Source organism: Streptomonospora arabica (assembly GCF_039531585.1).
In the GTDB taxonomy this organism is placed as follows: domain Bacteria; phylum Actinomycetota; class Actinomycetes; order Streptosporangiales; family Streptosporangiaceae; genus Streptomonospora; species Streptomonospora halophila.
Window position 1 is genome coordinate 203,282 of record NZ_BAAAQI010000008.1, and the last position, 24,017, is coordinate 227,298.

The following is a 24,017-nucleotide window of genomic DNA, read 5'->3' on the forward strand; positions in this document are numbered from 1 at the left end:
CCCGCCGGCGCCCCCGGGGCCTGCCGCCCGAATCAGGGCCGGGCCTCGCGCTCGGCCGGGCGGTGGTCGGACCTCTCATCAGCGTCCCAACGGCACCTCTCGAGCCCGGTGGCACCCCCCGGGTGAGCGATCGGCAGGGGGACGCAGCCGTGCCGGGCTCAGAGGCCGACGGACCTCTTGGAGGGCACCAAGAACACAAGGGGGGCCGCGCCCGCGCCTCAGCCCACGGCCGAGCGCCGCTCCTCGACGCGCGCCAGCACCGCGCGCAGTCCCAGCTCATAGCCGGCCGGGCCGCATCCGGCGATGTAGCCCTGCGCCACCGGTGCCGTCACCGACGTGTGCCGGAACGGCTCACGGGCGTAGACGTTGGAGATGTGCACCTCGACACAGGGGGTCTCGACCGCGTCGATCGCGTCGCGCAGCGCGATGCTGTAGTGGGCGAACGCACCGGGGTTGAACACGACACCGTCCAGCTCGCGCGCCCGGTGGACGTGCTCGACCAGCGCGCCCTCGTGGTTGCTCTGCGCGCACTCCACCTCCGCGCCCAGCTCGGCGCCCAGCGCCCGGACGCGGCGCTCGATCCCCTCCAGCGTCACCGTGCCGTACTGCTGCGGGTCGCGGCTGCCCAGCAGGTTCAGGTTCGGCCCGTTCAGCAGGAGGACGCGGACGGCGGCACTGGACTCGGCCATGGGACGGACCCTCTCCCCGGATCGGATGGTGCGGATGAGGCGGTGCGGACCAGACGATCCTAGTTGTACTCGGTCATGGCGTCGGTGACAGGCGGCGGAGCGGTGGGCGGCCTCCGACCGCGGTGCGCCGCCCGGCCGGTGGTGCCGTGCTCCACCCAGCCCGGCAGAGCCGGGCCGGGTGGTCGTCGGAGACGAACACCTGCCGGTGGGCCCGCTCCGCGGCCGGTTGCGGTCGAACCGCTCCACGTCGCCGTTCCGCGGGGGGCAGTGGGGCCGGACGAGGGCCCGCCGCGCCCCCGGGCACGCACGGCGGCGACGCCGCGGCCGCGCGCAACGCCCGCGCGCTGTCGGCCGGGACGCGCGCGGCAGGAAGCCCGCCGCGCCGGCTCCCGTCTCATCGGGCGGGATTTCGGCACAGGCCAGGGGGAGTAGCCGCCCACCGCGGCGCGGACGCAGTCGCAACCGGCCCGCCGGGCGAGTCCCGCCGGACCCGCGCGCCCGGGGCGGCCCCCCGGGGTTCGAGCACGCGTGTGCAGGGCAGAGAACACCTCGATGGACCCCTACAGCCCGACCTCCACCTACCGGCTGCAGCTCGGGCCGGGACTCACGCTCGACCGCGCGGCCGGGCTCGTCGACTATCTCGACCGGCTCGGCGTCGGCGCCGCCTACCTGTCACCGATGCTCACCGCCGCGCCCGGTTCCGCGCACGGCTACGACGTCGTCGACCCCGCATCGGTCTCGGGGCCGCTTGGCGGCGACCGGGCGCGCCGCGAGCTGGTGGAGCGGCTGCGCGAGCGCGGCATGGGCGTGGTGGCCGACATCGTGCCCAACCACATGTCGGTGGCGGCTCCGGCCGCCAACCCGTGGTGGTGGGACGTACTGCGCAGCGGCCCGGGCTCCGCCTACGCCCGCTGCTTCGACGTCGACTGGTCGGCCGGGCCCCTGGAGCTGCCGGTCCTGGCCGACGACGGCGACGGCGGAGCCGGCGCCCTGGAGCGCCTCGGCATCGCCGACGACTGCCTGACCTACGAGGACCACCGCTTCCCGCTGGCGCCGGGCACCTACAGCCCCGGTGACGACCCGGCCGAGGTCCACGAGCGCCAGCAGTACCGGCTGGTCTCCTGGCGGCGCGGCCGGGAGCGGCTGTCCTACCGCCGCTTCTTCGACGTCACCGGGCTGGCGGCGGTCCGGGTCGAGGACCCCGACGTCTTCGCCGCCGCCCATGCCGAGATCCTGCGCTGGGCCGAGCGCGGCGAGCTGGACGGCCTGCGCGTCGACCACCCCGACGGGCTCAGCGACCCCGGCGCCTACCTGCGCCGGCTGCGCGACGCCTTCGGCGGCTGGATCGTCGCCGAGAAGATACTCGAACCCGGCGAGGCCCTGCCGGCCTCCTGGCCGGTGGACGGCACCACCGGCTACGACGCGCTGCGCGAGGTGTGCGGCCTGTTCGTCGACCCCGGCGGCGAGGGCCCGCTGACCGAGCTGGCCCGCTCGGTGGGCGCGCCCACCGACACCGCGGCCGTGCGGTCCGGTTCGCGGCGGCTCGCGGCCCGCGAACTGCTCGCGCCCGAGGTGCGCCGCATCGCCGCTCTGGTCTGCTCCGCCGACGCCGACGCCGACGCCGAGCGCGCCCGCGACGCCGTGGCCGAGCTGCTCGCCTCCTTCGAGGCCTACCGCAGCTACCTGCCCGAGGCGCGGCCCGTGTGGGACCGGGCCGTGGCCGCCGCCCGGACCGCCCGCCCCGACCTCGCCGCCGTTCTCGACGACCTCGACGAGCGCGTTCGCACCGACCCCGCCGGCGCGCTGGCCGTGCGCATCCAGCAGACCAGCGGCATGGTCGTCGCCAAGGGCGACGAGGACACCGCCTTCTACCGCGCCACGCGCTTCGTCGCGCTCAACGAGGTCGGCGGCGACCCCGCCCGCTTCGGCGTGTCGCCGGCCGAGTTCCACGCGTGCTGCGCCCGCCGCGAAGCCTGCCGCCCGCGGACGATGACCGCGCTGTCCACGCACGACACCAAGCGCTCGGAGGACGTGCGCGCCCGCCTGGCGGTCCTCAGCGAGGTGCCCCGGGACTTCGCCGCCGCCGTGCACCGCTGGCGGGCCGCACGCGGGCTGAGCGAGGCAGGCCTGGACCTGCTCGCCTGGCAGACGCTGGTGGGCGCCTGGCCCATCAGCGGCGCGCGCCTGCGCGACTACCTGCTCAAGGCGGCCCGCGAGCAGAAGGAGCGCACCGCCTGGGTCGACGGCGACCCCGGCTTCGAGGAGGAGGTCGCCGCCTGGCCCGAGCGCGTGCTCTCCGACGAGGACGTGTGCGCCGACGTCGCCGCGTTCGTCGGCCGCATCCGCGCCGCCGGCTGGAGCAACGCGCTCGGCCAGAAGCTGCTGCAGTTGGCGGGCCCCGGAGTCCCCGACCTCTACCAGGGGTCGGAGCTGTGGGACCTCTCCCTGGTCGACCCCGACAACCGCCGCCCGGTCGACTTCACCTGCCGCCAGACCCACCTGGAGCGCCTGGAGGGCGGCCGGCTGCCCGAAGTCGACGCCGGCGGGGAAGCCAAGCTGCACGTGGTCCGCACTGCGCTGCACCTGCGCCGCGAACGCGACCTGCGCGGCTACCTCCCGCTGGAGCCCGCGGGCCCCGCCGCCGACCACGCCGTCGCCTTCGCCCGCGGCCCCCGGCACGACGTGGTCGCCGTCGCCACCCGGCTGCCGCTGGGTCTGGCGGCCGGAGGCGGCTGGCGCGGCACCGGCCTCCCGCTTCCAGGCGGCAGGGGCACCTGGCGCGACGCGCTCACCGGCCGGGTGCTGCTGCCGCAGCGTACCGACGGCTTCTGCGCCGCGGACCTGGAGAGCCTGCTGGACCGCTACCCCGTGGCGCTGCTGGTGCGCGACTGAACGCGAGCGCGCCGCCGCCCGCACGGGCCCGCGCCGCACACCGGACGCCCTAAGCTGAAGGTCCATGACCTCCTCCGACGACGACCGGCCGGCCGTACTCGACCGGCTGCGGATGCCCGAGCCGGTGCTGGAGGCGCTGGCGTGCCCGGTGTGCGGCGCCGCCCTCGGACCCGGCGGCAACGCGCTCGCCTGCACCGCCGGCCACCGCTTCGACGTCGCCCGCGAGGGCTACGCCGGCCTGCTCACCGGCCACCGCACGGCCGGCACCGGCGACACCAAGGAGATGGTGCGCGCCCGTCAGGACTTCCAGGCGGCCGGGTACTACGCACCGCTCGCCGCGCGGCTGGCCGAGCTCGCCGCGCAGGCGCCGCTGCCCGCCGGAGGCCTGGCCGTCGACGCCGGAGCCGGGACCGGCTACTACCTCTCCGCCGTGCTGGACCGGGCGCCCGGCGCCTTCGGGCTGGCCCTGGACGTCTCCAAGTTCGCGCTGCGCCGCGCCGCCCGCGCCCACCCGCGCGCGGGCGCCGCCGCCTGCGACACCTGGCGCGGACTGCCGCTGCGCACCGGCTCGGCCGCGGTGCTGCTCAACGTGTTCGCGCCGCGCCGGCCCGCCGAGTTCCGCCGTGTGCTCGCCGACGACGGCGCGCTGCTCGTCGCCACGCCCACCGCCCGCCACCTGCGCGGGCTGGTCGCCGGACTCGGGCTGGTGGGCGTCGACGCGGACAAGCGCGAACGGCTGGAGAGCGGCCTGTCCGCGCACTTCGCCCGCACCGGCGGCGAGGAGATCGAGGTCGCGCTGTCGCTGTCGCCCGCCGAGGCCGCCGCCCTCGTCGGCATGGGCCCCAGCGCCCGCCACCTCTCGCCCGGGGAGATCGCCGACCGGGTCGCCGGGCTCGGCGACCCGGTCGAGGCCGCCGCGTCCTTCGCCGTCTCCCTGTACCGTCCCGCCTGAGAGACTGTGGGGTACGCGGGTAGCGGCGTTGGGTGACCGGTCATGCCGGATGCCCGAACATGACGCAGCCCCGGAATGATCGCGTGGTGTGTGCCAATGCAACGGTTCCGGGATCGCTGCTGACCGGTGCTACCCCTCCGACCTCTCCGACGCCGCCTGGGCGGTGATCGGACCCCTCATGCCCGGCTGGTGCGCAACCGGCGTTTGGCCCGCGATTACGAGCTTCTGACCGGCAATTCCGAGACCATGGTCAAGAGCGCGATGATCCGGTTGATGGCGACACGGCTGGCTGGTCAGAGCGCACACTGGAGTAATCGCCCTGCCAACCGATCCGCGTAATCACCCACATACCCACCAGTCACTGAGCGGCCGTACCCGGGCGCATTTCCCCGCCCGCGCCCGGGTACATACCGCCGCGTGAGCGAGCACGGGGGGCGGTCGTTCGGGGTGTGGGCGCCGGCGGCCGGCAGGGTCGACCTGCGCATCGGGGGAGCGGAGCACGCCATGCGGCCCGGCGCCGACGGCTGGTGGCACGTCGACGTGGCGTTCGCCGGCCCGGGCGACGACTACGCGTTCGTGCTGGACGGCTCCGGCGAGCCGCTGCCCGACCCGCGGTCGCTGCACCAGCCGCACGGCGTGCACGGCCCCTCGCGCGTCTACGACCACGCCGACTTCCCGTGGAGCGACGCCGGCTGGCACGGGCGGGCGCTGCCCGGCAGCGTCGTCTACGAACTGCACGTGGGCACCTTCACCGCCGAAGGCACCTTCGACGCCGCCGCCGGGCGCCTCGACCACCTCACGTCCCTCGGCGCCGACCTGGTGCAGCTGATGCCGGTCAACGCCTTCGGCGGCGCCGACCACGGCTGGGGCTACGACGGCGTGCTGTGGGGCGCGGTGCACGAACCCTACGGCGGCCCCGACGGCCTCAAGCGCTTCGTCGACGCCTGCCACCGCCGCGGCATCGGCGTCCTGCTCGACGTCGTCTACAACCACCTCGGCCCCGAGGGCGCCTACCTTCCGCGGTTCGGCCCCTACTTCAGCGGCGACACCGCCTGGGGCCCCTCGCTCAACCTGGACGGCCCCGGCTCCGACGAGGTCCGGCGCTACGTCGTCGACAACGCCCTGAGCTGGCTGCGCGACTTCCACCTCGACGGACTGCGCCTGGACGCCGTGCACGCGCTGCACGACTCGCGGGCGCGCCACCTGCTCACCGAGCTCTCCGACGAGGTCGACGCGCTCGCGGCCGGGCTGGGCCGCCCGCTGTCGCTCATCGCCGAGTCCGACCGCAACGACCCCGCCACCGTGACCCCGCGCGAGGCCGGAGGCAACGGGCTGACCGCGCAGTGGTGCGACGACCTCCACCACGCCCTGCACGCGGCCCTCACCGGCGAGGGCCACGGCTACTACGCCGACTTCACCGCCCCCGAGGCGCTGCCGGGCACCCTGGCCCGCGCCTTCTGGCACGACGGCCGCTACTCCGCCTTCCGCGGCCGCACCCACGGCGCTCCCGTGGACACCGCGCGCACCCCCGGCCACCGCTTCCTGGCCTATCTGCAGAACCACGACCAGGTGGGCAACCGCGCCGCGGGCGACCGCACGGCCGCCACCGTCCCGCCCGGCCTTCTGGCCTGCGGCGCCGCACTCGTCCTGTGCTCGCCCTACACGCCCATGCTGTTCATGGGTGAGGAGTGGGCGGCGTCCACGCCCTGGCCGTTCTTCGCCTCCTTCACCGACGCCGATCTGGCCGAGGGGGTGCGCGCGGGCCGCCGCCGCGAGTTCGCCGCGCACGGGTGGGACGAGGCCGACGTGCCCGACCCGCTCGACCCCGCCACCCGCGAGCGGGCCGTGCTGCGCTGGCAGGAGCGCGAGCTGGCGCCGCACCGGGAGGTCCTGGACCTCTACCGCCGCCTCGTCGCCCTGCGCCGGACGCGCCCCGAGCTGGCCGACCCCCGGCTGGACCGGTTCCGCGTGCGGGCCGGCGCCGACGGGCGGGAACTGGTGCTGCACCGCGGGCGGCTGCGCGTGGCCTGCAACCTGCGCGCCGTCCCCGCCGAGCTGCGGCTCGACCTGCCCGCCCGCGGCGTGCTGCTGTCCTCTGCCGAGGTCGAGGCCGAGGACAGCAGCACGCGGCTGCGCCTGCCGCCGGAGTCCTTCGCCGTCGTGGAGGTCGCCGCCCCCACCCGCTGAGCACCCCCGCGACCCGGCGCGCGGCGCGGCGGGCTCCGCGGGCGGGGCCGGGTCCGCACCCGCACGCCGGAGGGAGGGGACCGGGGCCCCGTAGCCCGCGGGCCTCCATTGACGCCATTGTCCCGTTCTGGTTTGCTACATCCTGCCCGTGCTCCCCTGAACACCGGCCTTTCCGAACCCGCCGAAGCCCCTCTCACCGGATTGCGCACGCCCCCGCGGCCGGCGGCCGGAGGACGCGGCCGCCGCCCTTCCGCGAACGGGAAAGAGAGAGCCTGCCGATGGCGGACCAGCCGGCCCACCCCGCGGACCGCCCTGCGCAGCGTGCGCCGGGTCCCGCCGTGCGGCGCGCGGTGCCCGCCCTCGCCCGGCGCCTCCGCTCCGGCGCCTCGGGGCTGACCGTCGTACTGCTGGCGACCGCGCTCATCAGCACCGCGTTCGGCGTCGGCGCCATGGGCCGCGCCGACGAGGTCTCCGACGGCGCGGCCTGGCTGTGGAGCAGCCCCACCGGCAAGGTCACCCGCGTCAACGGCAACAACGCCGAGGTCGACCTCGTCACCTCGCTGCCCGACTCCAAGGGCGGCGACGTCCGGGTCACCCAGAACGACGACTACCTGCTGCTGCACGACCCCGCCACCGGCAAGGTCACCTCGGTCGACCTGCGCGAGATGGGCTTCTCCGGCGCGCTGGAGCTGGGCCAGAGCGGCGACTTCGGGCTCGTCCTCGGCAAGCGCACCGCGGTCGTCATCGACCGCGCCGGCGGCGAGATCAAGGCGGTGGACCCCGCCACCCTCCAACCCACCGGGGCCTCTCTGCAGATCCCCGGCCCCCTGGTCGGCGGCGCGTTCGACGACACCGACACGCTGTGGCTCGGCGTGCCCACCCAGGGCACGGCCGTGGGCATCCGGGTCGAGGGCAAGGACGCCGCCATCTCCCAGACCGTGTCGGTGGCCGACCCGGGCTCCGACATCGCCATGACGGTCCTCGACGACGGCGCGCTGGCCGTCGACCGCACCGGCAAGCGCCTGGTCGCGGCACGCAACGGCGAGGACCCGCGGCTGGTCTCCTCGCCGGTGCCGCTCACGGGAGCCGTGCTGCCGCCGCGCACCCGCGGCGACACCGCGGCGGTCACCGTCCCCGGTTCCGGCCGGGTCGTCACCCTCACCGACCCCGGTGGTACGCCCCGGGTCGGCCATTTCGCCGTCCGGCACGAGGGCGGCGGCACCGCGGTGCCGTTCGGCGGACGGGTCTACGTGCCCTTCGACGGCGAGGGCGCCGTGCGCGTGTTCACGCGCGAGGGCAAGGAGCTCAACCCCGTCCGCCTGCCCGGAGCCGAGGGTCCGCTGGAGGTCGAGGCGCGCGAGGGGCACCTGTTCGTCAACGCCCCCGACGCCGGCGTTGCGGCGGTCGTCGACCCCGCGGGCAAGGCCCGCGTCATCGACAAGACTCAGCCGCCGCCGGGCAGGGGCGAGGGGCCCGGCGGGATCGCGGCCTCGGCCGGCGGCGCCACGCCCGGAGCACAGGGCCCGCCCGCACCCGAGGGTCGGGGACCCGGCGGCGCGCCCACCCCGCCCCCGGGCGGGGACGACGAGGACGGCGACGAGCCCGAGAGCACCGATGCCCCCGGCGCGCCCACACCGGTGACGGCCGAGGCGGGCGACGGATCGGTGACCCTCTCGTGGCCGAAGGCCTACTCGCCCGACGCGCCGGTGCAGACCTACGTGGTCACCTGGAAGGGCGGCAGCACCACCCTCGACGGCTCGGCTCGGCGGGCCGAGATCGACGGCCTGGACAACGGCACCGCCTACCGCTTCCGGGTCCGGGCCGCCAACGAGCACGGCACCGGCCCGGCCGCCCAGACCGAGGAGGTGACCCCGGGCCCCGATGCGCTGGGCGCCCCCGAAGGGGTCACAGCCGAGGCCACGGGCAGCGACACCGCCACGGTCTCCTGGCAGGCGGTCGACGGCGCCGCGGACTACGTCGTCAGCGCCGAGCAGGAGGGGGTCTCCGACCGCACGTCCACCGGCACGTCCGTGGAGTTCTCGGGGCTGGCGCCCGGCGCGACCTACACGTTCACCGTGACGCCCCGTACCGGGGACGGCGTCAGCGGTGAGCCCGCCTCCGCGGAGCCGGTCACCATGCCGGAGCTGGAGCTCGGGGCGCCCGAGAGCGTCACGTTCGAGACCGCGGCCGACTCGGTGACGGTCGACTGGAGCGCGGTCCAGGGCGCGGCCGAGTACCGCATCACCCCCGGCGGCGACGGTGCCGCCGCGCTCTCGGAGGCCACGGCCTCGCAGACCACCTACACCTACCGGCCGCGCGGCGCCGGGCGCTGCTACTCCTTCACCGTGCTGGCGATCGGCCCCGACGGCACCGCCGCCGAAACCCCGACCACCAGCGACGCCCGATGCGTGCGGGACTTCAACTGATGCGGCGGCGCGCGGACCGGGACCGGCGAGAGGACCCCGAGGGAACGGAGCAGCACGTGGCAGGGCGCACAGCAGGGCGGGCGGCGCGTACGGGACCCGGAGGGCGTCGGCGTGCCCGGTTCACCGCGGCCGGCGCGATCACGGCGGCCGCGGCCACGCTGGTCATGTCCTCGGCCACCGTCGCCGAGGGAGCCGACCCGGCGCAGGTGTGCTCGGACGGCTCCGGAGCCGGCGGCAGCGAGTACACGCGGCCGGCCAACGAGAAGGCGATCCCCGGCGGCCGGGGCCGCCTGTACCTGTACTACGACCCCTCGACCGGCATCAACTGCGCGATCACCATGGGCACGGTATCGGGCGCGACCTACATGGACGTGGGGCTCAGGCAGGCGGGCACGGGTGCCGGCAGGTGGGACTCGGGCGAGTTCTCCACCTACGCCGGTCCCGTCTACGTGAGCGCCAAGGGAATCTGCGTCGACTTCACCGGCGCCGTCGGCGAGCGGTCGGTGGCGGTGACCGGGACCAACTGCGGCGTCTGACGCCGGTGCGGGCACCGGTATAGGGTTCCCGCGTGAACCGCCCCGCCCCGCCCCGGCGCGGCCGCCGGGCGCTGCCGTGCCGAACCCGCCGCCGGCCGCAGGCGGCCGCAGCCACGCCGAGGAGTCCGCAGATGAGCCCGTCGATCGCCAGCAGCACCCGCGTCTCCCGCGAGGAGCTGAACGACTTCGTCCGGCCCCGCCACCGGGCGATCCTGATCACCCGCCGCGCCGACGGCGAGCCGCAGGCCTCCCCGGTCACCTGCGGACTCGACGGCGAGGGGCGCATCGTCGTCTCCACCTACCCCGAGCGCGCCAAGACCCGCAACGCCGTGCGCGACCCGCGGGTGAGCGCGGCGGTGCTCTCCGAGGACTTCGACGGCCCCTGGGTGCAGGTCGACGGCAGTGCCGAGGTCGTCGACGGCGAGGACGCCGTGGAACCGCTCGTCGAGTACTTCCGGGTGATCTCCGGCGAGCACCCCGACTGGGACGAGTACCGCGACGCCATGCGCAGGCAGGGCAAGGCGCTGGTGCGCATCACCCCCGAGCGCTGGGGACCGGTGGCCACCGGCGGGTTCCCGGCCCGGCTGGCCTGAGCGGCCCGGCCGGGACGGCGGCTGCGCCGCCCGGGCCCGGCCGCTACTCGGGCGGCTCGGACCAGGCCACCTGCACCTGCTCGGGCGGCCGGCCCCGGCGGGCGATCAGGGCGCGGCCCTGCGGCAGGCGGCGCGAGGCCACGCCGTTGGCGATGCGCCCCTCCATCCGGTCGCCGGAGAACAGCACGCCGGGGGTGGCCATGTCGCCCAGGGTCTGGGCGACGGGCTCGTAGACCGCCCGCGAGCTGCCGCCGGTGCGCCGCGCGGTCACCAGGTGCAGGCCCAGGTCGGCGCCCTGGGTGAGGAACTCCGCCAGGGGAGCCAGCGGGTTGTTGCGCCCGGCGACCAGGTCGAGGTCGTCGACCACCACGAACAGTTCCAGCCCCTTCCACCAGCTGCGCTCGCGCAGCTGGCGCGGCGTGACGTCGGGGCCGGGCAGCCGCTCGCGCACGGAGGAGGCGAGCTCGGCGGCCACCGCCTTGGTGTGCTCGGGACCGGTGCTGTAGGCCAGCAGGTAGTCCTCGCTCACCAGCCCCAGGTGGGCGCGGCGGTAGTCGACCAGCACGATCCCGACCTCGCTGGCCGGGCGGCGGGTGATCTGCCGCAGCAGGGCGCGCAGCAGCGTGCTCTTGCCCGTCTGCGGGTCGCCGAATACCACCAGGTGGGGGTCCTCATCGGGCCGGTACACCGCCGGGGCGAGGTCGCGCTCGCCCATGCCCAGCACCAGTCCGGGTCCGCGGTGGGCCGGCAGCAGCTCGTCCAGGCCGACGGCGGCGGGCAGGACGCGCACCGGGGGGACCGCCGGCCGCCGCGGCCACCGGTCGCCGATGCGGGCGACCGCGTCGCGCACGCCCTCGCCCAGGTCGGCGTCCTCGGCCGATCCGTCCAGCCGCGGCAGCGCCACCTGCAGGACGCTCTCGTCGGCGCGCAGCGCGCGCCCGGGGACCTCCTTGGGCAGCTGCTCGGCCTGCTTGCGCCCGATCTGGGAGTCGAAGGGGTCGGACAGGCGCAGCTCCAGCCGCCCGCCGAACAGCGCCTGCAGCTTCGTGCGGATCTGGGAGTTGGCCGCACCGGTCACGACGGTGTGCACACCCAGCGACGGTCCGCGCGAGACGACGTCGGTGAGGATGTCGTCGGCGTCCTCGACGGCCTCGCGGACCCCCGCCCAGCCGTCGATCAGCAGGAAGACGTCGGCGAAGACCCCCTCGGGCACCGAGCCGTCGGCGCGGCCGCGGCGCAGCGCGGCGGGGGAGTCGATCCGGGACCCGCGGAAGACGCGCTCGCGCTGGTCCATCAGGTTGCGCAGGTCGGCCAGCACCCGGTGCACGCGCTCGGGGTCGGAGCGCCCGGCCACGCCCGCCACGTGCGGCAGGTCCTCGAACGGCGCCAGGGAGCCGCCGCCGAAGTCGATGGCGTAGACCGCGATGCGGCCGGGCGGGTAGCGCCAGGCCAGGCTCGCGATCATCGTGCGGATCAACGTGGACTTGCCCGACTGCGGGCCGCCGAGCACGATGATGTTGCTGGAGCCGCCGGTGAAGTCCAGCGCCGCGGCCTCCTGGCGCTGCTCGCGGGGGATGTCGGTGAGACCGACGATCGCCGCGGCCTCGGCCGGGTCGGGCTCGACGGGGTTGCCGTCGGGGGCGGTGCCCTCCTCGTCCAGCCTTCTGAGCAGGTCGTCCAGCGCGATGCGCTCGGGCAGCGGAGGCAGCCACACCGGCCGCACCGGCGCCGCTCCGGCCTCCACCAGCCGCCCGATCGCCACTTGCAGCGTGCTGGGCGCCTGGCCGCCGTCGGGCGCGGGCGCCGGATCGTCCTCCTCGCCGTCGGACGGGCCGCGTCCCAGCAGCCCGTCGAGGCCGTTGAACGAGATCAGCGGCAGCACCGGCGCGTCCTCGCCGGAGTCCTGCTCCGGAGGCGCGTAGGGCTGGGAGACCATCGCCGCCTTGAACCGCTCGAACACCGAGGTGTCGACCTTGAGGTAGCCCGACCCCGGTTCCGGCGGCAGGTGGTAGGCGTCGCCCACCCCGATCGCCTCGCGGCTCTCGGCCTCGGAGAACGTGCGCAGCCCGATCCGGTAGGACAGGTGCGACTCCAGCCCCTTGATCTTGCCCGAGTCCAGGCGCTGGGTGGCCAGCAGCAGATGCACGCCGATGGAGCGGCCGATGCGGCCGATGGCCACGAACAGCTCGGCGAAGTCGGGGTGGGCGGTCAGCAGCTCGGAGAACTCGTCGATGATGACGAGCAGGTGCGGCAGCGGCTCCAGGTCGGGGCGCCGGGTGGCGCGCAGCGTCTCGTAGGCGTGCAGGTTGGGCAGGTTGCCGACGTCCTTGAGGATCTGCTGGCGGCGCATCAGCTCGCCGAACATGGCCTCGCGGAACCGCAGCACGAGGCTGTCGTCGTCGGCGAGGTTGGTGACCAGCCCGGCGCTGTGCGGCAGCGCGTCGGTGTCGGCGAAGGTGGCGCCGCCCTTGAAGTCGACGAGCAGCAGCGCCAGGTGCTCCGGCGGGTGGCCGATGACCAGTGAGGCCACCAGCGTGCGCAGCATCTCCGACTTGCCCGAGCCGGTGGCGCCCACGACCAGGCCGTGCGGGCCCATGCCGCCGAACGCCGACTCCTTGAGGTCCAGCAGCACCGTGGAGCCCGAGGGCCCCACGCCGATGGGCACCCGCAGGAAGTCGCCGGCGCTGCGCGGCCGCCACGTCGAGCGCGGATCCAGCCGGGCGACGTCGGGGACCCCCAGGACGGCGCCCAGACCGACCGTGGAGTGCAGCGCGTCGCCGCCGTCGGCCGCCGCCAGCCGCATCGGCGACAGGATCCGGGCCAGCGTGGTCAGCTGGGCCACCCCGGCCCGGTCGGCCCGCCCCTCCAGCGGCGCGCCCGCCGCAGGCCGGCCGGGGTCCTCGGCGGCCTGCGGCTCCTGCACCCGCTCCGAGGCGTCCTCGGCCAGCCGGCCTTCGGCGTCGACCCGCAGCCGCAGGTCGACCGTTCCCGGCTCTTCGCGCCGGTCGCCGACCAGCACGATCAGGTGGATCCCGATGTCGGCGAGCGAGGCGACGGGGGGTTCGGCCGACAGCCCCGACAGCGTGGACTGGAACTCGCCGTCGACGACGACCACCAGCCGCTGGGTGCCCGGCCCCGGCGGGAGGTTGCGCCGCCGCTGCATGTCGATGGTGCGCTGCTCGATCTCGGCCGAGAGCAGCTCGGTCATCTCCACGGTGTTGGAGGTGACCAGCCGGGCCGGCAGCGGGCCGTCGCGGCCGCCGTCGAAGGCGCCGTGCGGCAGCCACTTCAGCCAGTCCCACTCGGCCAGCAGCCGCGAGTGGCGCACCACGCCCACCCGCACGTCCTCGGGCGCGCAGAACGTCGCCAGCTGCGCGACCATCGCCCGGGCGGCCGCCCGCCCCGCAGCGCGGTCGCCGACGACCGACACCACGCCGTGCTCGCCGAGCGGTACCACCAGCGGCTGCTCGGAGACGTGGGCGTAAAGGTCGACGATCTGCTCGGCGATGCCCTGGCAGACCGGGTCGTAGGCCACCAGGGGGTTGGAGGTGTCGATGTTGAGGCTCAGCCGCCGGGCCAGCGGCCGGGTGCCCTGGCCCACCCGCAGGTGCAGGAAGTCGGGGTCGGAGGCGCGGCGCTCCCAGCGGCGGGCGGTCTGGCGGGCGGGCTCGATCAGCAGGTGGGGCGCCGGATGCCGGAAGGCCGCGGCCCGGCGCTGGATGCCGGCGACCTCCCGCACGGTCCCGCGCAGGTGGTCCAGGTAGTCCAGGTAGCGCTCGCGCTGCTCGCGGATGCGCTTGCGCGGGCCGTTGTGCTGGGAGATGAACATGATGACGCCCACCGCCACGCTGGCCAGCATGATCATCACGCCGGCCACCGCGTACAGCGGCCGGTTGCCGAAGGTGATCGTCATCAGCAGCGAACCCGACCCCGTGATGATCGGCATCATGATCATCGCCGACGAACTGGTGGCGGGAGGGTTCTCCGGAAGCTGCGGCGGAGTGGCGATGACCAGCGGGGACTCACCGGGATCGGGGACCGCGTGGCGGGCGGGCCGGTGAATCGGCGTCGTCGACACGGCGCCCCCTTCTCTACACCCGCCCGAGGCCGGGAGATCGAGTACGAACCAGTTGCTAACGTGATGATCCCGCGCGGCCGCTGCATCGCACAATCGGGCGGCGGCCGGCTGTGGACGGCGCCGCGGACCAGCGGAGAGGACCGCCGCCGGCGTGCGGCCGGGGCCTTCGGCGGCCGGGGCCGCGGGGCGCAGCGGTGCACGAACGGAGGAGCGGGTGAGCGGATACTGCCGGGTGACGGTGACCGGGCCGCAGCGGTGGGCGGACCTCGCGCTGCCGGGCACGGTTCCGGTGGCGAGCCTGCTGCCGCAGGTGGTGCGGGTGTGCTCGCCGGAGACCGACGGCCTCGAACCCGCGGGATGGACGCTGACCACGGCCGGCGGCGCCGCGGTGCGCCCCGATTCGACCCTGGAGCACGCCGGGGTGCTGGACGGCGACGTGCTCCTGCTGCGCCGCGAGACCGCACCCGAGCGCCCCGCCTTCGTCGACGACGTCCGCGGCGCGGTGGAGGACCGGGTCGACGGCGCCGCGCGGATCTGGCGCGCACCCGTCGGCCTCGCGTTCGGACTGGTGCTGGCCGCGGTCGGGCCCCTGCTGCTGGCCGCCGCCATGGCCGTCGTGCGCCAGAGTCCGATCGACCTCGCCGTCGCCCCGGTCGGGCTGCTGGTGTCGCTGGGCGCCCTGTGGCTGGCGGCGCGGCGCTCGATGACCGGCGTCGCCCACGCCGTGCTCGCCGCCGCCTGCGGCTGGGGAGCGCTGACCGCGGCCCTGGCGGCGCTGCAGATGAGCGGCTCGGCGGCGCCGGCGCCCGTGGTCCCGGCCGCTTTCGCCTGCGCCGGCGCGCTGGCCGCCGCCGCTGCCGGCTGGTGGGTGCACAGCACCGCTCTGCCCTACCTGGCGGCGCTGGGTGTGGCCGCGATCGCGGCCGGCGTCCTGGTCGCGGTGGGGCTGTTCGTCGACGGCCCGCTGGGCACGCGGGTCATGGCGGTGCTGCTGGTGCTGGGCGTGGGTGCGCTGCCGCGCCTGGCGCTGTCGATGGGCGGGCTCTCGGGCCTGGACTACGAGGTCCGCCACGTCGGCCAGACCGACACCGCCCGCTTCGAGGAGAGCATGGCCAACAGCGACCGGCTGCTGCTGGGCGCGCTGCTCGGGGCGGTGGCCACCGCAGTGGCCATGGTGCTGCTGCTGGTCGCGACCGGCGACGGCCGGGCCGACCTCGTCCTGGCGGCGCTGGTCTCCTTCGTCCTGCTGATGCGGTCGCGGCTGTTCGACCGGGTCCGCCACGTCCTGCCGCTGCGGGTGGGCGGCGTCCTGGGCCTGGCCGCCGCCGCGGTGGGCGCGGCCGCCGGCACGGAGCTGATGCTCGCGCTGCTGCCGGCGGCGGCGCTGGCGACGGGCGCCGCCGCCGCGGCGGTCAGCTGGGTGGAGCCGGCCGAGGTGCCGCGCGCCTCGCTGCGCCGGATCCTCAACGGCGTCGAGGTGGTGGCGGTCGTGGGCCTGTGCGTCGCCACCGCCTGGGCGCTGGGCCTGTACGCGCTGGTTACCTCGATCTCGCCGGGGGCCTAGCGGGACGCGTTCGCCGGACCCGTACGGCGGCCTCCTTCAGCCGCCCGCGGCGTCGGCGACGTCCTGCGGCGTCGGCTGGTTGCGCCGCAGCCGCCCCTGCGCGACGGTGTCGGCGTAGCGCTGGGCGTCGTGGGCCTCCGGGTCTCCCAGCAGCAGCTCCCAGGCGTCGCGCTGGGCGTCGATCAGCTCCGGGTCGTAGATCCCCTCCGCCTTCAGCGCGTCGGTCAGCTCGCCGCGCAGTTCGTCCTGGATGCCCGCGAGCTTGTCGACCGTCTCCTGCAGCCCCTCGGCGTCGCCCTCCGCAGCGTGGCGGTCGTAGTCGGCGCCCAGTTCCCGGTAGCGGCGGTAGGCGGGCAGGTCGCCGGGGTCGAGCCGGTCGTCGGCGACGGCGGCGTCGGCCAGGCCCACCAGGCTGTGGTACTGGATGTCGCCGGCGCTGCGGGTGGTGGGCAGCCTCGGCGCGTAGTCGGAGCCGGCGGAGGGGGCCTCCCACAGGTAGTGGCGGCCGAACCGGACGAACTCGTGGGCGATCCCGGTCGCGGCCTTGGCAGCCGGGTTGCGCAGGACGAAGTTGCTGAGCAGCTCCTTGGTGATGCCCGAGGCCAGCGCAACGCCGCGCCGGTCGGTGGTCACGGCGCCCTGCTCGGCCGCTGCGTCCTGGGCGGCGAAGTGCTTGCGCGCGAGCGCCTCGTCGAGCAGGGCGAGGTCGTAGAGCCCGCGCAGCCGCCCGGTCTCGCCGCCGACGACCGCGGCGTCGGCTCCGCCCTCGACCAGGTCCGCGAAGCGCCGCGACTGGTAGCCCTGCACCGCGGCGCCGAGGTCGTTGGCCGCCTCGGTGTCGCCGGCGGCCAGCATCCAGAACCGCACGCGGTCGGCGCTGTTGACCTTGAGCGTTCCGCCGCCGTACTCGGTGGGGCCGAGGCGGCCCTCCCGGGCGAAGGGCTCCATGTGCAGCTCCGCCACGTCGGTGAGGCCGCGCGCCGCCTCGGGGTTGAGCATTCCCAGGCTGGTGCCGGAACCGGTCACCGTGTTGCCCCCCGACAGCAGGTCGAAGGTGTCCTGGTCGTGGGCGAGGCCGCGGATCAGGCCGGCGGTCGCCTCGTCGGCGAGCCCCCGGCGGTCGGGGTCGCTGCGCACGTCTTCATAGGACATCCAGTCGGTCAGCTCGCGCAGGGTCAGGCCGCCATCGCTCCAAGGGAAGGCGTAGAGCCCGCGCACGGCCCGCTGGGAGCCCCAGCCCTGCGGATGGTCGACGGCTCCGGTGAAGAGGCCGTGGACGGCGTCCTCGTTGCGCGCCGCCACCGACAGCAGCGTTCGGAAGGGGCCGTCCCGCCCGCCCTCCACGGCGCCGCCGACCTGCGCGTAGTCCTGCAGCTTGTTGCCCAGCGTCGTGGCCAGGACTTCGGAGAACTCCCGGCCGCCCGCGACGCCGGGGTTGGTGAACGCCAGCAGCCGGTCCACAAGCGGCACCCGGGTCTCGCGCCAGCCGTGGACGGGCCACTGAGCACCGTCGTAGTCGATGTCGCCGGAACCCGCCGCCACCGACCGGATGCTGGGCGGAAGCGCGTCCCATCCTCCGCCGCGGTCCTCGTCGGAGAGGGTGAGCAGCCCGTCGCCCAGTGCGCCGAGCAGCTCGTTGCGGGCGCGCTCGCTCAGGTCGCCGCTGCCGTGGACCTCCCGCACGAGGGTGAGCATGGTCGGCGGGACCTCGCCGTCGACCGGTTCGGTGTCCAGCACGCGGTAGAACTCCTCGAGGAAGTCCATCTCGGCGCGGGGCAGCCGCTCGCGGCCGCCGCGGGACCCCTGCCGCCATCCCTTCCGCGTCAGCGCGTTCAGCGCGGCCACGATCTCGGCGTAGCGGGCGTCCGCGGGTTTCCCGCCGGTGATGTAGTCGCGCAGCTCCCCGGCCCAGCGGGTGGCCCGGTCCTCGGTGAGCGGCAGCGGGGGGTCGCTCCAGCCCATGTTGTGCGGCGCCCACCCGAGGCGCCCCTCCCGCACCAGCGTTCGGACGGTCTCCTCGGTGGGGCCCTCCCGCAGTTGTGCGGCCCGTTCGCGGGCGCGGCGCTCGAACTCCTCGCGGCTCGTCCGCTCGCGCGACTCCAGGTCGGCGACCGTGCGGATGCGCCCCGCCGACCGGTCCGCCGCGAACGCCTCCCGGGCCGAGGGCAGGCCCCGCGCGACGCGGTCGTCCTCCTCCCGGGCGGTGTACTCCTGCATCCGGGCGCCGAAGTCGCCCGTCCGGGACTGCTCCCACTCGTCCTCGAGTTCGGCGATGCGCGCCTTGAACCAGCGCACGTCGCCCGCCCAGCCCTCGGTGACGCCCGCGGCGTAGACGGCGGCGAAGGACGCCTTCTGCCAGGCGGTGGTGCTGTAGCCGCTCTGCTCGCGGATCCCGTCGGCGACCAGGTCGCTGAACTGGACCGCCGCGGAGGTGAGCACCGGTTTCAGCTCCTCGGCCGACCGGCCCAGGATCCGGCCCGCGACGTTGTAGAGGTCGACGGCGCGGTCGTCGATGGCCTCCGCGTCGGCGTCGGTGCCTTCGGGGTCGAACGAGCTCATGGCGGGTCTCCGGTCGCGGACCCGCCGATGCGCGGCCGTGCGTTCAGGGGCCGCTACGGCGGGGGTTCGAGGGCGGGCTGTGCGTGCGGGCGCCGCCTCAGGGGCGGGGCGTGCAGCCCGACGCCTGCCGGTCGATCCGCTCGGCGAGGAGGCCGCGGACCGTCTGGAAGCCGGCGCCCGCGTCGTCGTCGGCGGCTCCGGTGCGCTCGCCGGCGGCCGCGATGTTGCCGGCGAGATCGCGGCCGTACTCCTGCACGTCGCGGATCCACGGCGCCGCCAGCTCCAGGAAGGCCGTGTAGCCCTCCTGGCACAGCGGCTCGGCCGCGTCCTTGTGGGCCTGTTCGACCAGGGTCTCGAAGTCTGCGACCAGTCCGGTGAACGCGTCGGCCACGGATTCGGCTGCACCGCCCCGCTCGACCGCATCGCCGGGATTGGCCCCGATCGACCCGCTGCCCATGCCGCCCCCGTCCGCCGACGACCCGCCGCGCCAGTGAGGTCATCGCCGGCGCGCAGAACACGCGCAGACTAGCCGGGCGCGCCCTCCCCGCGGCGACGCCGCGGTGAACGCGGGGGGAAGGGGAGGAGAGGGCGGCGCCGGTGCCGCTTCGGGCCACGGGCCCGCCCGCCGAGAGTGCGGCCGACGGAGCGGACGGTCAATCCTCGGGTTCCGTTCCGACGGCGGTCTTGCCGCGGAGCTCCTCGGCGTCGTCCAGGGAGATGTTCACCCCGAGCTGGTCGCTGGTGTCCTCATAGGACCTCGCGTACTCCTCGTAGAAATCGGCGGTCCGGGACTTCGCGCCCGCCTGGTCGAGGAGGCGCTCCATCCGGGTGGTGAGGACGCCCGTGCCGCTCACCCCTTCCTGGCCGTTCTGCTGCGCGGTGCCCACCCGGCTCGCACTGGAGATCTCCGGAGCCGTCATGATCCGGCCGTCGTCGCCGACGATCTCGGGAGCCTGCTCGCGGACGTCCTCGACGGTGAGTCCGCTGCCCTTCTGCTGCGTGAGGTAGTTGAGCGTGTCGAGTTGGGTCTTGAACTCGAACTGCTTCCTCTTGAACGTCTGGCCGTCGTAGGCCGCCTGCAGCTCTTCGTCCTGGCCGGGGCCGTTGGATTCCTGGAACTGGGTCGCGACGGCCTCCGCCTCCTGGCGGACGCGGGAGTCGAACTCGTGGGCGCCGACTCCGGCCGCCATGAAGCCCGCTGCCACGCGGGTGGCTCCGGCTGTGAAGCTCGATGCGCCGAGACCGAGGTAGCCCGTTCCGGCATAGGCCGCTGTGCGCACCGCGTTGAAGACCGAGTTCTCCATGCGCCTCTCGGCGTCGGCCGCGGCCTGCTTCGCCGCCGTGGCGTCGTCCGTGCGGTCCAGGGCCTCCATGCGTACGGCGTTGTCCACGAGGGAGCGGAAGACGCCGTTGGTGGGGCCGAGGCCGTTGGGGTCTCCCTCTCCCGCGGCGAGGAGGTTGATGCTCGCGTTCTCCCGCATGCCCAAGTGGTGGTAGAGCCGTGTGGCCGTGTGGGGATCGGCCGCCGCGTATTCGAGGAACCGCATCCGTGCGAGATAGGGCAGTCCCATCGTCTCGGTCGCGGAGTCGATCTTGTAGACGTCGCCCGGGGTCGGCTGCGGCAGGGAGAAGTCGCGGGAGTGGCTCATCGCGACGTCGGCGAGGCTGCGCGCGATATGCGGGTTCATGAGGCCGATCGAGGCGTCGGTGTACTCCTCGCCGTTCTGGTGGACCGTGAGTCCGGTGTTCGTGAGCTCGTCGTAGAAGTCGGGATCGTGGGTGGTCATGCGGATGAGGTCGAGGGCGGCCTCGTGGGCGTCGGCCCGCCGCTCCGCGTCGTCGCTGTTCGCGGCTTCGGAGATCCAGTCGGTCAGGCCGGCGACACCGGCGCCGTCGTCCTCCCACTCGTGGGTGTAGAGGCCCTTGAGGGCGTTGGCGTTCCTGTCGAAGGTCGGGTGGTCGTGCTCGCCGGTGAGGATGGCGTGGTTGGCCTGCTCGTTGCGGGTGGCGACCTCCAGCAGGGAGCTCAGCGAGTCGTCCCACTCGTGCTCCTGCCGGCCGACGGCGTTGAGGTGGTGCCCGGCGCTGGTGGTGAGGTTCGCCGAGAACTCGACGCCGCCCTGGAGCCGGGGATCGGCGCGTCCCAGCAGGCGTTCGAAGTCCTCGGCCTCACGCATCCAGGCGCGCGCGTTCTCCTCTGCGGAGTGGGTCGCGCCGGGCGCGTGGTTGGGGTAGGGCTCGCCGTCGGCGAACCGCCGGATGCTGGGCGGCAGGTCGTCGTAGGAGCCGCCGAGGCCTTCGTCGGAGAGGACGAGCAGGCCGTTGGCGAGCGCCGACCAGGTCTCCTTCCGCGCGGGGCCGGAGATGACGTGCTCCGGCCCCTGGCCGTAGTCCTCCTGCCGGGCCGCGTTCTCGGGCAGGAACAGCATTCCCCGGATGCTCCGGTCCTCGATGCCGGCGTAGAACTCCTTCAAGAACGCGATCTCGCTGGAGCGGAGGTTGTTTCTGCTCAGCCGCCCGCCCGGGTTCGCGCGGTCGAGGCCCTGCAGCGCGACCGCCTTGTTGGAGATGGCCGAGAGCGTGGAGACGATCGCGAAGTAGCGGGCGTCGGGCTCCTTGCCGGCGAGGTAGGTGCCCATGTCCGCGGCCATCGCCTCGGCTTCGGCCTTGGACACCGGCAGCGGCGGGTTCTCGCCCGGGCCGAGGATGTTGTACGGGGCCCAGCCGAGCACGCCGGCGTCGACGAGCTTCGCGACGTGGGCGGGCTCGGGTCCGTCCTGCAGCATCCGCTTGCGCTCGCGGCCGGTCTCGTTCAGCTCGTCCAGGCGGGTCTGGGCCCTGGCCTCGAACTGGCGGACGAGGTTGGCCCGGCGCTTGTCCTCGGCGATGGTCGAGGCGGGCTCGCCCGCCACGGTGTTGCCGGCGTTCAGCGCGGTCTCGAAGTCGGCGACGAGCCGGGCGCGGTCGGCCTTGTAGTCGATGACGTCGTCGGCCCACCGGTCGCCGACCCCGGCGGCGAAGCTGATGTTCATGCAGGTCTTGCGCCACAGCGCGTCGTTGTACTCGCCGTTGTCGCTGATGTCCTGGGTGACCAGGTCGGAGAACTCCATGGCGGCGCCGGTGACGACCGAGCGCATGTCACCGGAGCGGCCGACGATGCGGCCGGTGAGGTCCCAGAGCCAGTTCGTTCCCTCGCGCAGGGCGCTCACGTCGGTCTGCGCCTGGGGCGGGTCGAAGAGCGGGTGGGAGGCGGTGGCCGTTTCCTGGTCGGGTCGTCCCATGGCGGTCTCCTGGTGTCGGCGGGCGATGGCGAGGGGGCCGCGGCACCTTAAGGCGAGTATCGGGCGGTGTCGTCGTTGACGTAGCGGTTGAGCAGACCCTGCATCGGCGTGGCGTAGTCGCCCCTGGCCTCCGCGGCCTGCTCCCGGTACTGGTAGCCGACGCCGTGGTAGTAGGTCTCCGCCTCGGAGTCCGTGCGGGTGATCCGGGTCGAGCCGGCCTGGATGTTGCCGCCCATGCGCTCGGCGTGGGTCTGCACCTCCTGCATCTGCGCGGCGTGGGCCTCGCCGAAGGAGGAGAACGCGCCCTTGATGCCCTCGTCCGCCGCCACCGCGTCCAGGAGGTCCACGGCCGTGGTGAAGCTGTGCCGCAGGCCCTGGAACGTCTCGGCGACGGTGACGGCCTCGCCGCCCTTGCTGCCGGCGTCGTTCGGATTGGCCCCGACGCCCTCCTCGCCCGCCATGGGACCTCCCTTTCGGTATTCCCGTTGGGTGGACATGAGAAATCCGGGTATGGTTTCATCTCCACCGGTTCGCGTTTTCGGTGTTTCGATGGTAGCCGATCACCCGTCGTTCACCGGGCCGCCCCCCGCCGGCGGTTCGATTCGGCTATTCGGCGCATTCCCGCGGCGCCCGCCGGCTGTTCGGTCGCGGCGCCATCACCGGCCCGCACGGCGAAGCGCGCGCCGCCCCGTCCCGGAATCGGCCCGCCGGCCGTGCCTCCGCCGGTGTCGCGGCGGCCCTTTCCAAACGATTGCGAATCGGTTCGGAAATCGGGGAACCCGTTCTGCCGGGCGCCCGCCGGAAGGGCGCGGGAATCAGCCGGCGACGTGCCCGGGCGTGCCGTCCCCGCCCGGCGTTGACACCCGACTGCGTGGTTAACTAGCTTCGATTAGCCGAATCGTCCGAAACGGCGGAAGCAGTCGACCCGCCCCGACGGGACCAGCGCATGCGCGGCCGCGCTGCCGAACCGGCGCGCCGCCCGGGCCGGCGGTCGGGACGTGCGGGGGCATCAGGAGAGGACGGGCCTATGTCAGAGCAAGTCGGTGCCGAACAACGCAATGCCCTCCATACCGGCGCGGAGCAGGTGTCGCAGGGGGGCCAGGGCATCCGGGACCGGGTCCAGGCGCTGCTCAGCGACCTCGAACAGGACCAGGCGGCGCTGCGCGGCAACGCGCTCAAGGCCTTCCGCGACGGCCAGGCCGAGCTCGTCGTCGCCATGAACACGCTGACCGACTGGTGCGGCAGGTACGGCGTCAACCTCGATCTGGGCGACGCCCGGCTCGACCAGACCGACGTCGACAGCGAGCAGGAGTACTCCGAGGCCCGCTCGGAGCTGTCCTCCTTCACCCTCTCCCGCTCTCCCAACGCCTAAGCGAGGCCTCCATCATGTCCGTCAGTGGTTTCGAGGTCGGCGCCGACATCGCCCGGCTCCAGCAGCTGAGCGCCGACCAGCAGCAGTACCTGGCCCGCTTCCGCGGCATCATGTCCGACCTCCACCAGCAGGCCAACGACCTGGTCACGCGCTGGGAGGGCGGCAACGAGGAGTACAAGGCCCGCGCCGACGAGTTCAACGCCGCCTTCGAGATGGCCAACCGCGGCTTCGCGAAGATGATCGACGCCACCGACGGCGCCGTCGACGGCTGGAGCCAGACCAGGAACTATCTGAACGACCTGTTCAGCTGAACCGCCGCTACAAGCCGAATCCACCGTGTCCGACTCCGCCCCCTCGTCGCCCGCGCAGCCCGGCCTCCCGGCCCAGCCGCCCCTGCCCGACGCCTTCCACGCCACGCCCAACGCCGAGAGCTATGTGCTGCAGGCCGACGCGCTGCGGCGGCGGCAGCTGCGGGCCGCCCTGCTGTACGGCTCCAGCCGCTACTGGCGGCGCAGGCAGCGGGTGTGGCCCGCGGTCGTCGCGGGCGGGATCCTCGCCGCGGTCCTGGCGGGCGTCATCGTGGTGGCCGGCGCCTTCGACGCGCAGCAGGTCATCAACGACGAGCGCCGCCAGGGGCGCGACGAGCCCGCGACCACGGTATCCCCGCAGCCGTCCCCGCCCGTCGTGGGCGAGCACGCCTCGCCCGCCGCGGGCGTCCCGGCGGTGCTGGAGCCGGCGCGCGCCACCCCCGGACCGGATCCGGCCGTGCGCTGACCGCCCCGGAGGCGCTACCGCGCGCGCCCGCGCCGCGGACGACCACGACTCGGTGGCGGCGGGTCGCACCCCCGCAGGAGCCGCAGCCCCCGCGCACCCGGGGCACGGCAGGCG

The 24,017-nt window shown here is 74.8% G+C and carries 16 protein-coding genes; 10 read left to right on the forward strand and 6 right to left on the reverse strand.

The window, feature by feature from the left end; genetic code table 11:
* Positions 1-218: 218 nt before the first annotated feature.
* On the reverse strand, positions 219-689 hold the full coding sequence (gene aroQ, locus ABD284_RS15515) for a type II 3-dehydroquinate dehydratase (RefSeq protein WP_344143852.1): 471 nt from the start codon (positions 687-689) through the stop codon (positions 219-221).
* Positions 690-1,241: 552 nt separating this feature from the next.
* On the opposite strand from aroQ, the gene treY reads away from it, so the two are divergent.
* The 6 genes from treY (at position 1,242) to ABD284_RS15545 (ending at position 10,275) form a co-directional block, all read left to right on the forward strand.
* Entirely contained in the window at positions 1,242-3,581 is a 2,340-nt protein-coding gene (gene treY / locus ABD284_RS15520; protein ID WP_344143855.1) for a malto-oligosyltrehalose synthase, read from the forward strand.
* A gap of 64 nt (positions 3,582-3,645) precedes the next feature.
* A complete protein-coding gene (locus tag ABD284_RS15525; protein ID WP_344143857.1) occupies positions 3,646-4,533 on the forward strand; it encodes a putative RNA methyltransferase in 888 nt (295 codons plus the stop codon).
* A 417-nt stretch (positions 4,534-4,950) separates the two neighbouring features.
* The gene (gene treZ, locus ABD284_RS15530) at positions 4,951-6,720 is read left to right on the forward strand and encodes a malto-oligosyltrehalose trehalohydrolase (protein WP_344143859.1); all 1,770 of its coding nucleotides are present in this window, start codon (positions 4,951-4,953) and stop codon (positions 6,718-6,720) included.
* Positions 6,721-6,998: 278 nt separating this feature from the next.
* Complete coding sequence (locus ABD284_RS15535; RefSeq protein WP_344143862.1) at positions 6,999-9,146, forward strand: fibronectin type III domain-containing protein; 2,148 nt, start codon at positions 6,999-7,001, stop codon at positions 9,144-9,146.
* A gap of 56 nt (positions 9,147-9,202) precedes the next feature.
* Positions 9,203-9,682, forward strand: a complete 480-nt coding sequence (locus ABD284_RS15540) for a spore-associated protein (RefSeq protein WP_344143864.1) — start codon at positions 9,203-9,205, stop codon at positions 9,680-9,682.
* Between the two features lie 131 nt (positions 9,683-9,813).
* Complete coding sequence (locus ABD284_RS15545; RefSeq protein WP_344143867.1) at positions 9,814-10,275, forward strand: PPOX class F420-dependent oxidoreductase; 462 nt, start codon at positions 9,814-9,816, stop codon at positions 10,273-10,275.
* A gap of 43 nt (positions 10,276-10,318) precedes the next feature.
* Here the strand turns inward: ABD284_RS15545 and eccCa are convergent, their stop codons facing one another.
* On the reverse strand, positions 10,319-14,230 hold the full coding sequence (gene eccCa / locus ABD284_RS15550) for a type VII secretion protein EccCa (protein ID WP_344143963.1): 3,912 nt from the start codon (positions 14,228-14,230) through the stop codon (positions 10,319-10,321).
* 337 nt (positions 14,231-14,567) lie between these two features.
* On the opposite strand from eccCa, the gene eccD reads away from it, so the two are divergent.
* Entirely contained in the window at positions 14,568-15,917 is a 1,350-nt protein-coding gene (eccD, locus tag ABD284_RS15555; RefSeq protein ID WP_344143870.1) for a type VII secretion integral membrane protein EccD, read from the forward strand.
* A gap of 36 nt (positions 15,918-15,953) precedes the next feature.
* Here the strand turns inward: eccD and ABD284_RS15560 are convergent, their stop codons facing one another.
* The 4 genes from ABD284_RS15560 to ABD284_RS15575 all read right to left on the reverse strand — a co-directional run bounded on the left by ABD284_RS15560 (position 15,954) and on the right by ABD284_RS15575 (position 22,218).
* Positions 15,954-18,476, reverse strand: coding sequence for a TPR repeat domain-containing protein (locus tag ABD284_RS15560; RefSeq protein ID WP_344143873.1), 2,523 nt, complete (start codon positions 18,474-18,476; stop codon positions 15,954-15,956).
* Positions 18,477-18,573: 97 nt separating this feature from the next.
* Positions 18,574-18,933 (reverse strand): hypothetical protein, encoded by a 360-nt coding sequence (locus ABD284_RS15565; RefSeq protein WP_344143875.1) that lies wholly within the window; start codon positions 18,931-18,933, stop codon positions 18,574-18,576.
* 196 nt (positions 18,934-19,129) lie between these two features.
* Positions 19,130-21,757 carry a TPR repeat domain-containing protein gene (locus ABD284_RS15570; RefSeq protein ID WP_344143877.1) on the reverse strand — a complete coding sequence of 876 codons (2,628 nt, stop codon included), beginning with the start codon at positions 21,755-21,757 and terminating at the stop codon, positions 19,130-19,132.
* A gap of 47 nt (positions 21,758-21,804) precedes the next feature.
* Entirely contained in the window at positions 21,805-22,218 is a 414-nt protein-coding gene (locus ABD284_RS15575) for a hypothetical protein (RefSeq protein WP_344143880.1), read from the reverse strand.
* A 566-nt stretch (positions 22,219-22,784) separates the two neighbouring features.
* Between ABD284_RS15575 and ABD284_RS15580 the strand changes: the two genes are divergently transcribed.
* The 3 genes from ABD284_RS15580 to ABD284_RS15590 are packed head-to-tail and all read left to right on the forward strand — an operon-like array spanning position 22,785 to position 23,903.
* Positions 22,785-23,129 carry a hypothetical protein gene (locus ABD284_RS15580; RefSeq protein ID WP_344143882.1) on the forward strand — a complete coding sequence of 115 codons (345 nt, stop codon included), beginning with the start codon at positions 22,785-22,787 and terminating at the stop codon, positions 23,127-23,129.
* 14 nt (positions 23,130-23,143) lie between these two features.
* Positions 23,144-23,440, forward strand: coding sequence for a WXG100 family type VII secretion target (locus ABD284_RS15585; protein ID WP_344143884.1), 297 nt, complete (start codon positions 23,144-23,146; stop codon positions 23,438-23,440).
* Between the two features lie 25 nt (positions 23,441-23,465).
* A complete protein-coding gene (locus tag ABD284_RS15590) occupies positions 23,466-23,903 on the forward strand; it encodes an ABC transporter permease (protein ID WP_344143886.1) in 438 nt (145 codons plus the stop codon).
* The last annotated feature ends 114 nt before the right edge of the window (positions 23,904-24,017 follow it).

Excerpts from the sequence above, each read along its gene's own strand:
- aroQ (WP_344143852.1), bottom strand. The coding sequence starts at position 689 with ATGGCCGAGTCCAGTGCCGCCGTCCGCGTCCTCCTGCTGAACGGGCCG.
- treY (WP_344143855.1), top strand. The coding sequence starts at position 1,242 with ATGGACCCCTACAGCCCGACCTCCACCTACCGGCTGCAGCTCGGGCCG.
- ABD284_RS15525 (WP_344143857.1), top strand. The coding sequence starts at position 3,646 with ATGACCTCCTCCGACGACGACCGGCCGGCCGTACTCGACCGGCTGCGG.
- ABD284_RS15535 (WP_344143862.1), top strand. The coding sequence starts at position 6,999 with ATGGCGGACCAGCCGGCCCACCCCGCGGACCGCCCTGCGCAGCGTGCG.
- ABD284_RS15545 (WP_344143867.1), top strand. The coding sequence starts at position 9,814 with ATGAGCCCGTCGATCGCCAGCAGCACCCGCGTCTCCCGCGAGGAGCTG.
- eccCa (WP_344143963.1), bottom strand. The coding sequence starts at position 14,230 with ATGATCATGATGCCGATCATCACGGGGTCGGGTTCGCTGCTGATGACG.
- ABD284_RS15560 (WP_344143873.1), bottom strand. The coding sequence starts at position 18,476 with ATGAGCTCGTTCGACCCCGAAGGCACCGACGCCGACGCGGAGGCCATC.
- ABD284_RS15565 (WP_344143875.1), bottom strand. The coding sequence starts at position 18,933 with ATGGGCAGCGGGTCGATCGGGGCCAATCCCGGCGATGCGGTCGAGCGG.
- ABD284_RS15570 (WP_344143877.1), bottom strand. The coding sequence starts at position 21,757 with ATGGGACGACCCGACCAGGAAACGGCCACCGCCTCCCACCCGCTCTTC.
- ABD284_RS15575 (WP_344143880.1), bottom strand. The coding sequence starts at position 22,218 with ATGGCGGGCGAGGAGGGCGTCGGGGCCAATCCGAACGACGCCGGCAGC.
- ABD284_RS15580 (WP_344143882.1), top strand. The coding sequence starts at position 22,785 with ATGTCAGAGCAAGTCGGTGCCGAACAACGCAATGCCCTCCATACCGGC.
- ABD284_RS15585 (WP_344143884.1), top strand. The coding sequence starts at position 23,144 with ATGTCCGTCAGTGGTTTCGAGGTCGGCGCCGACATCGCCCGGCTCCAG.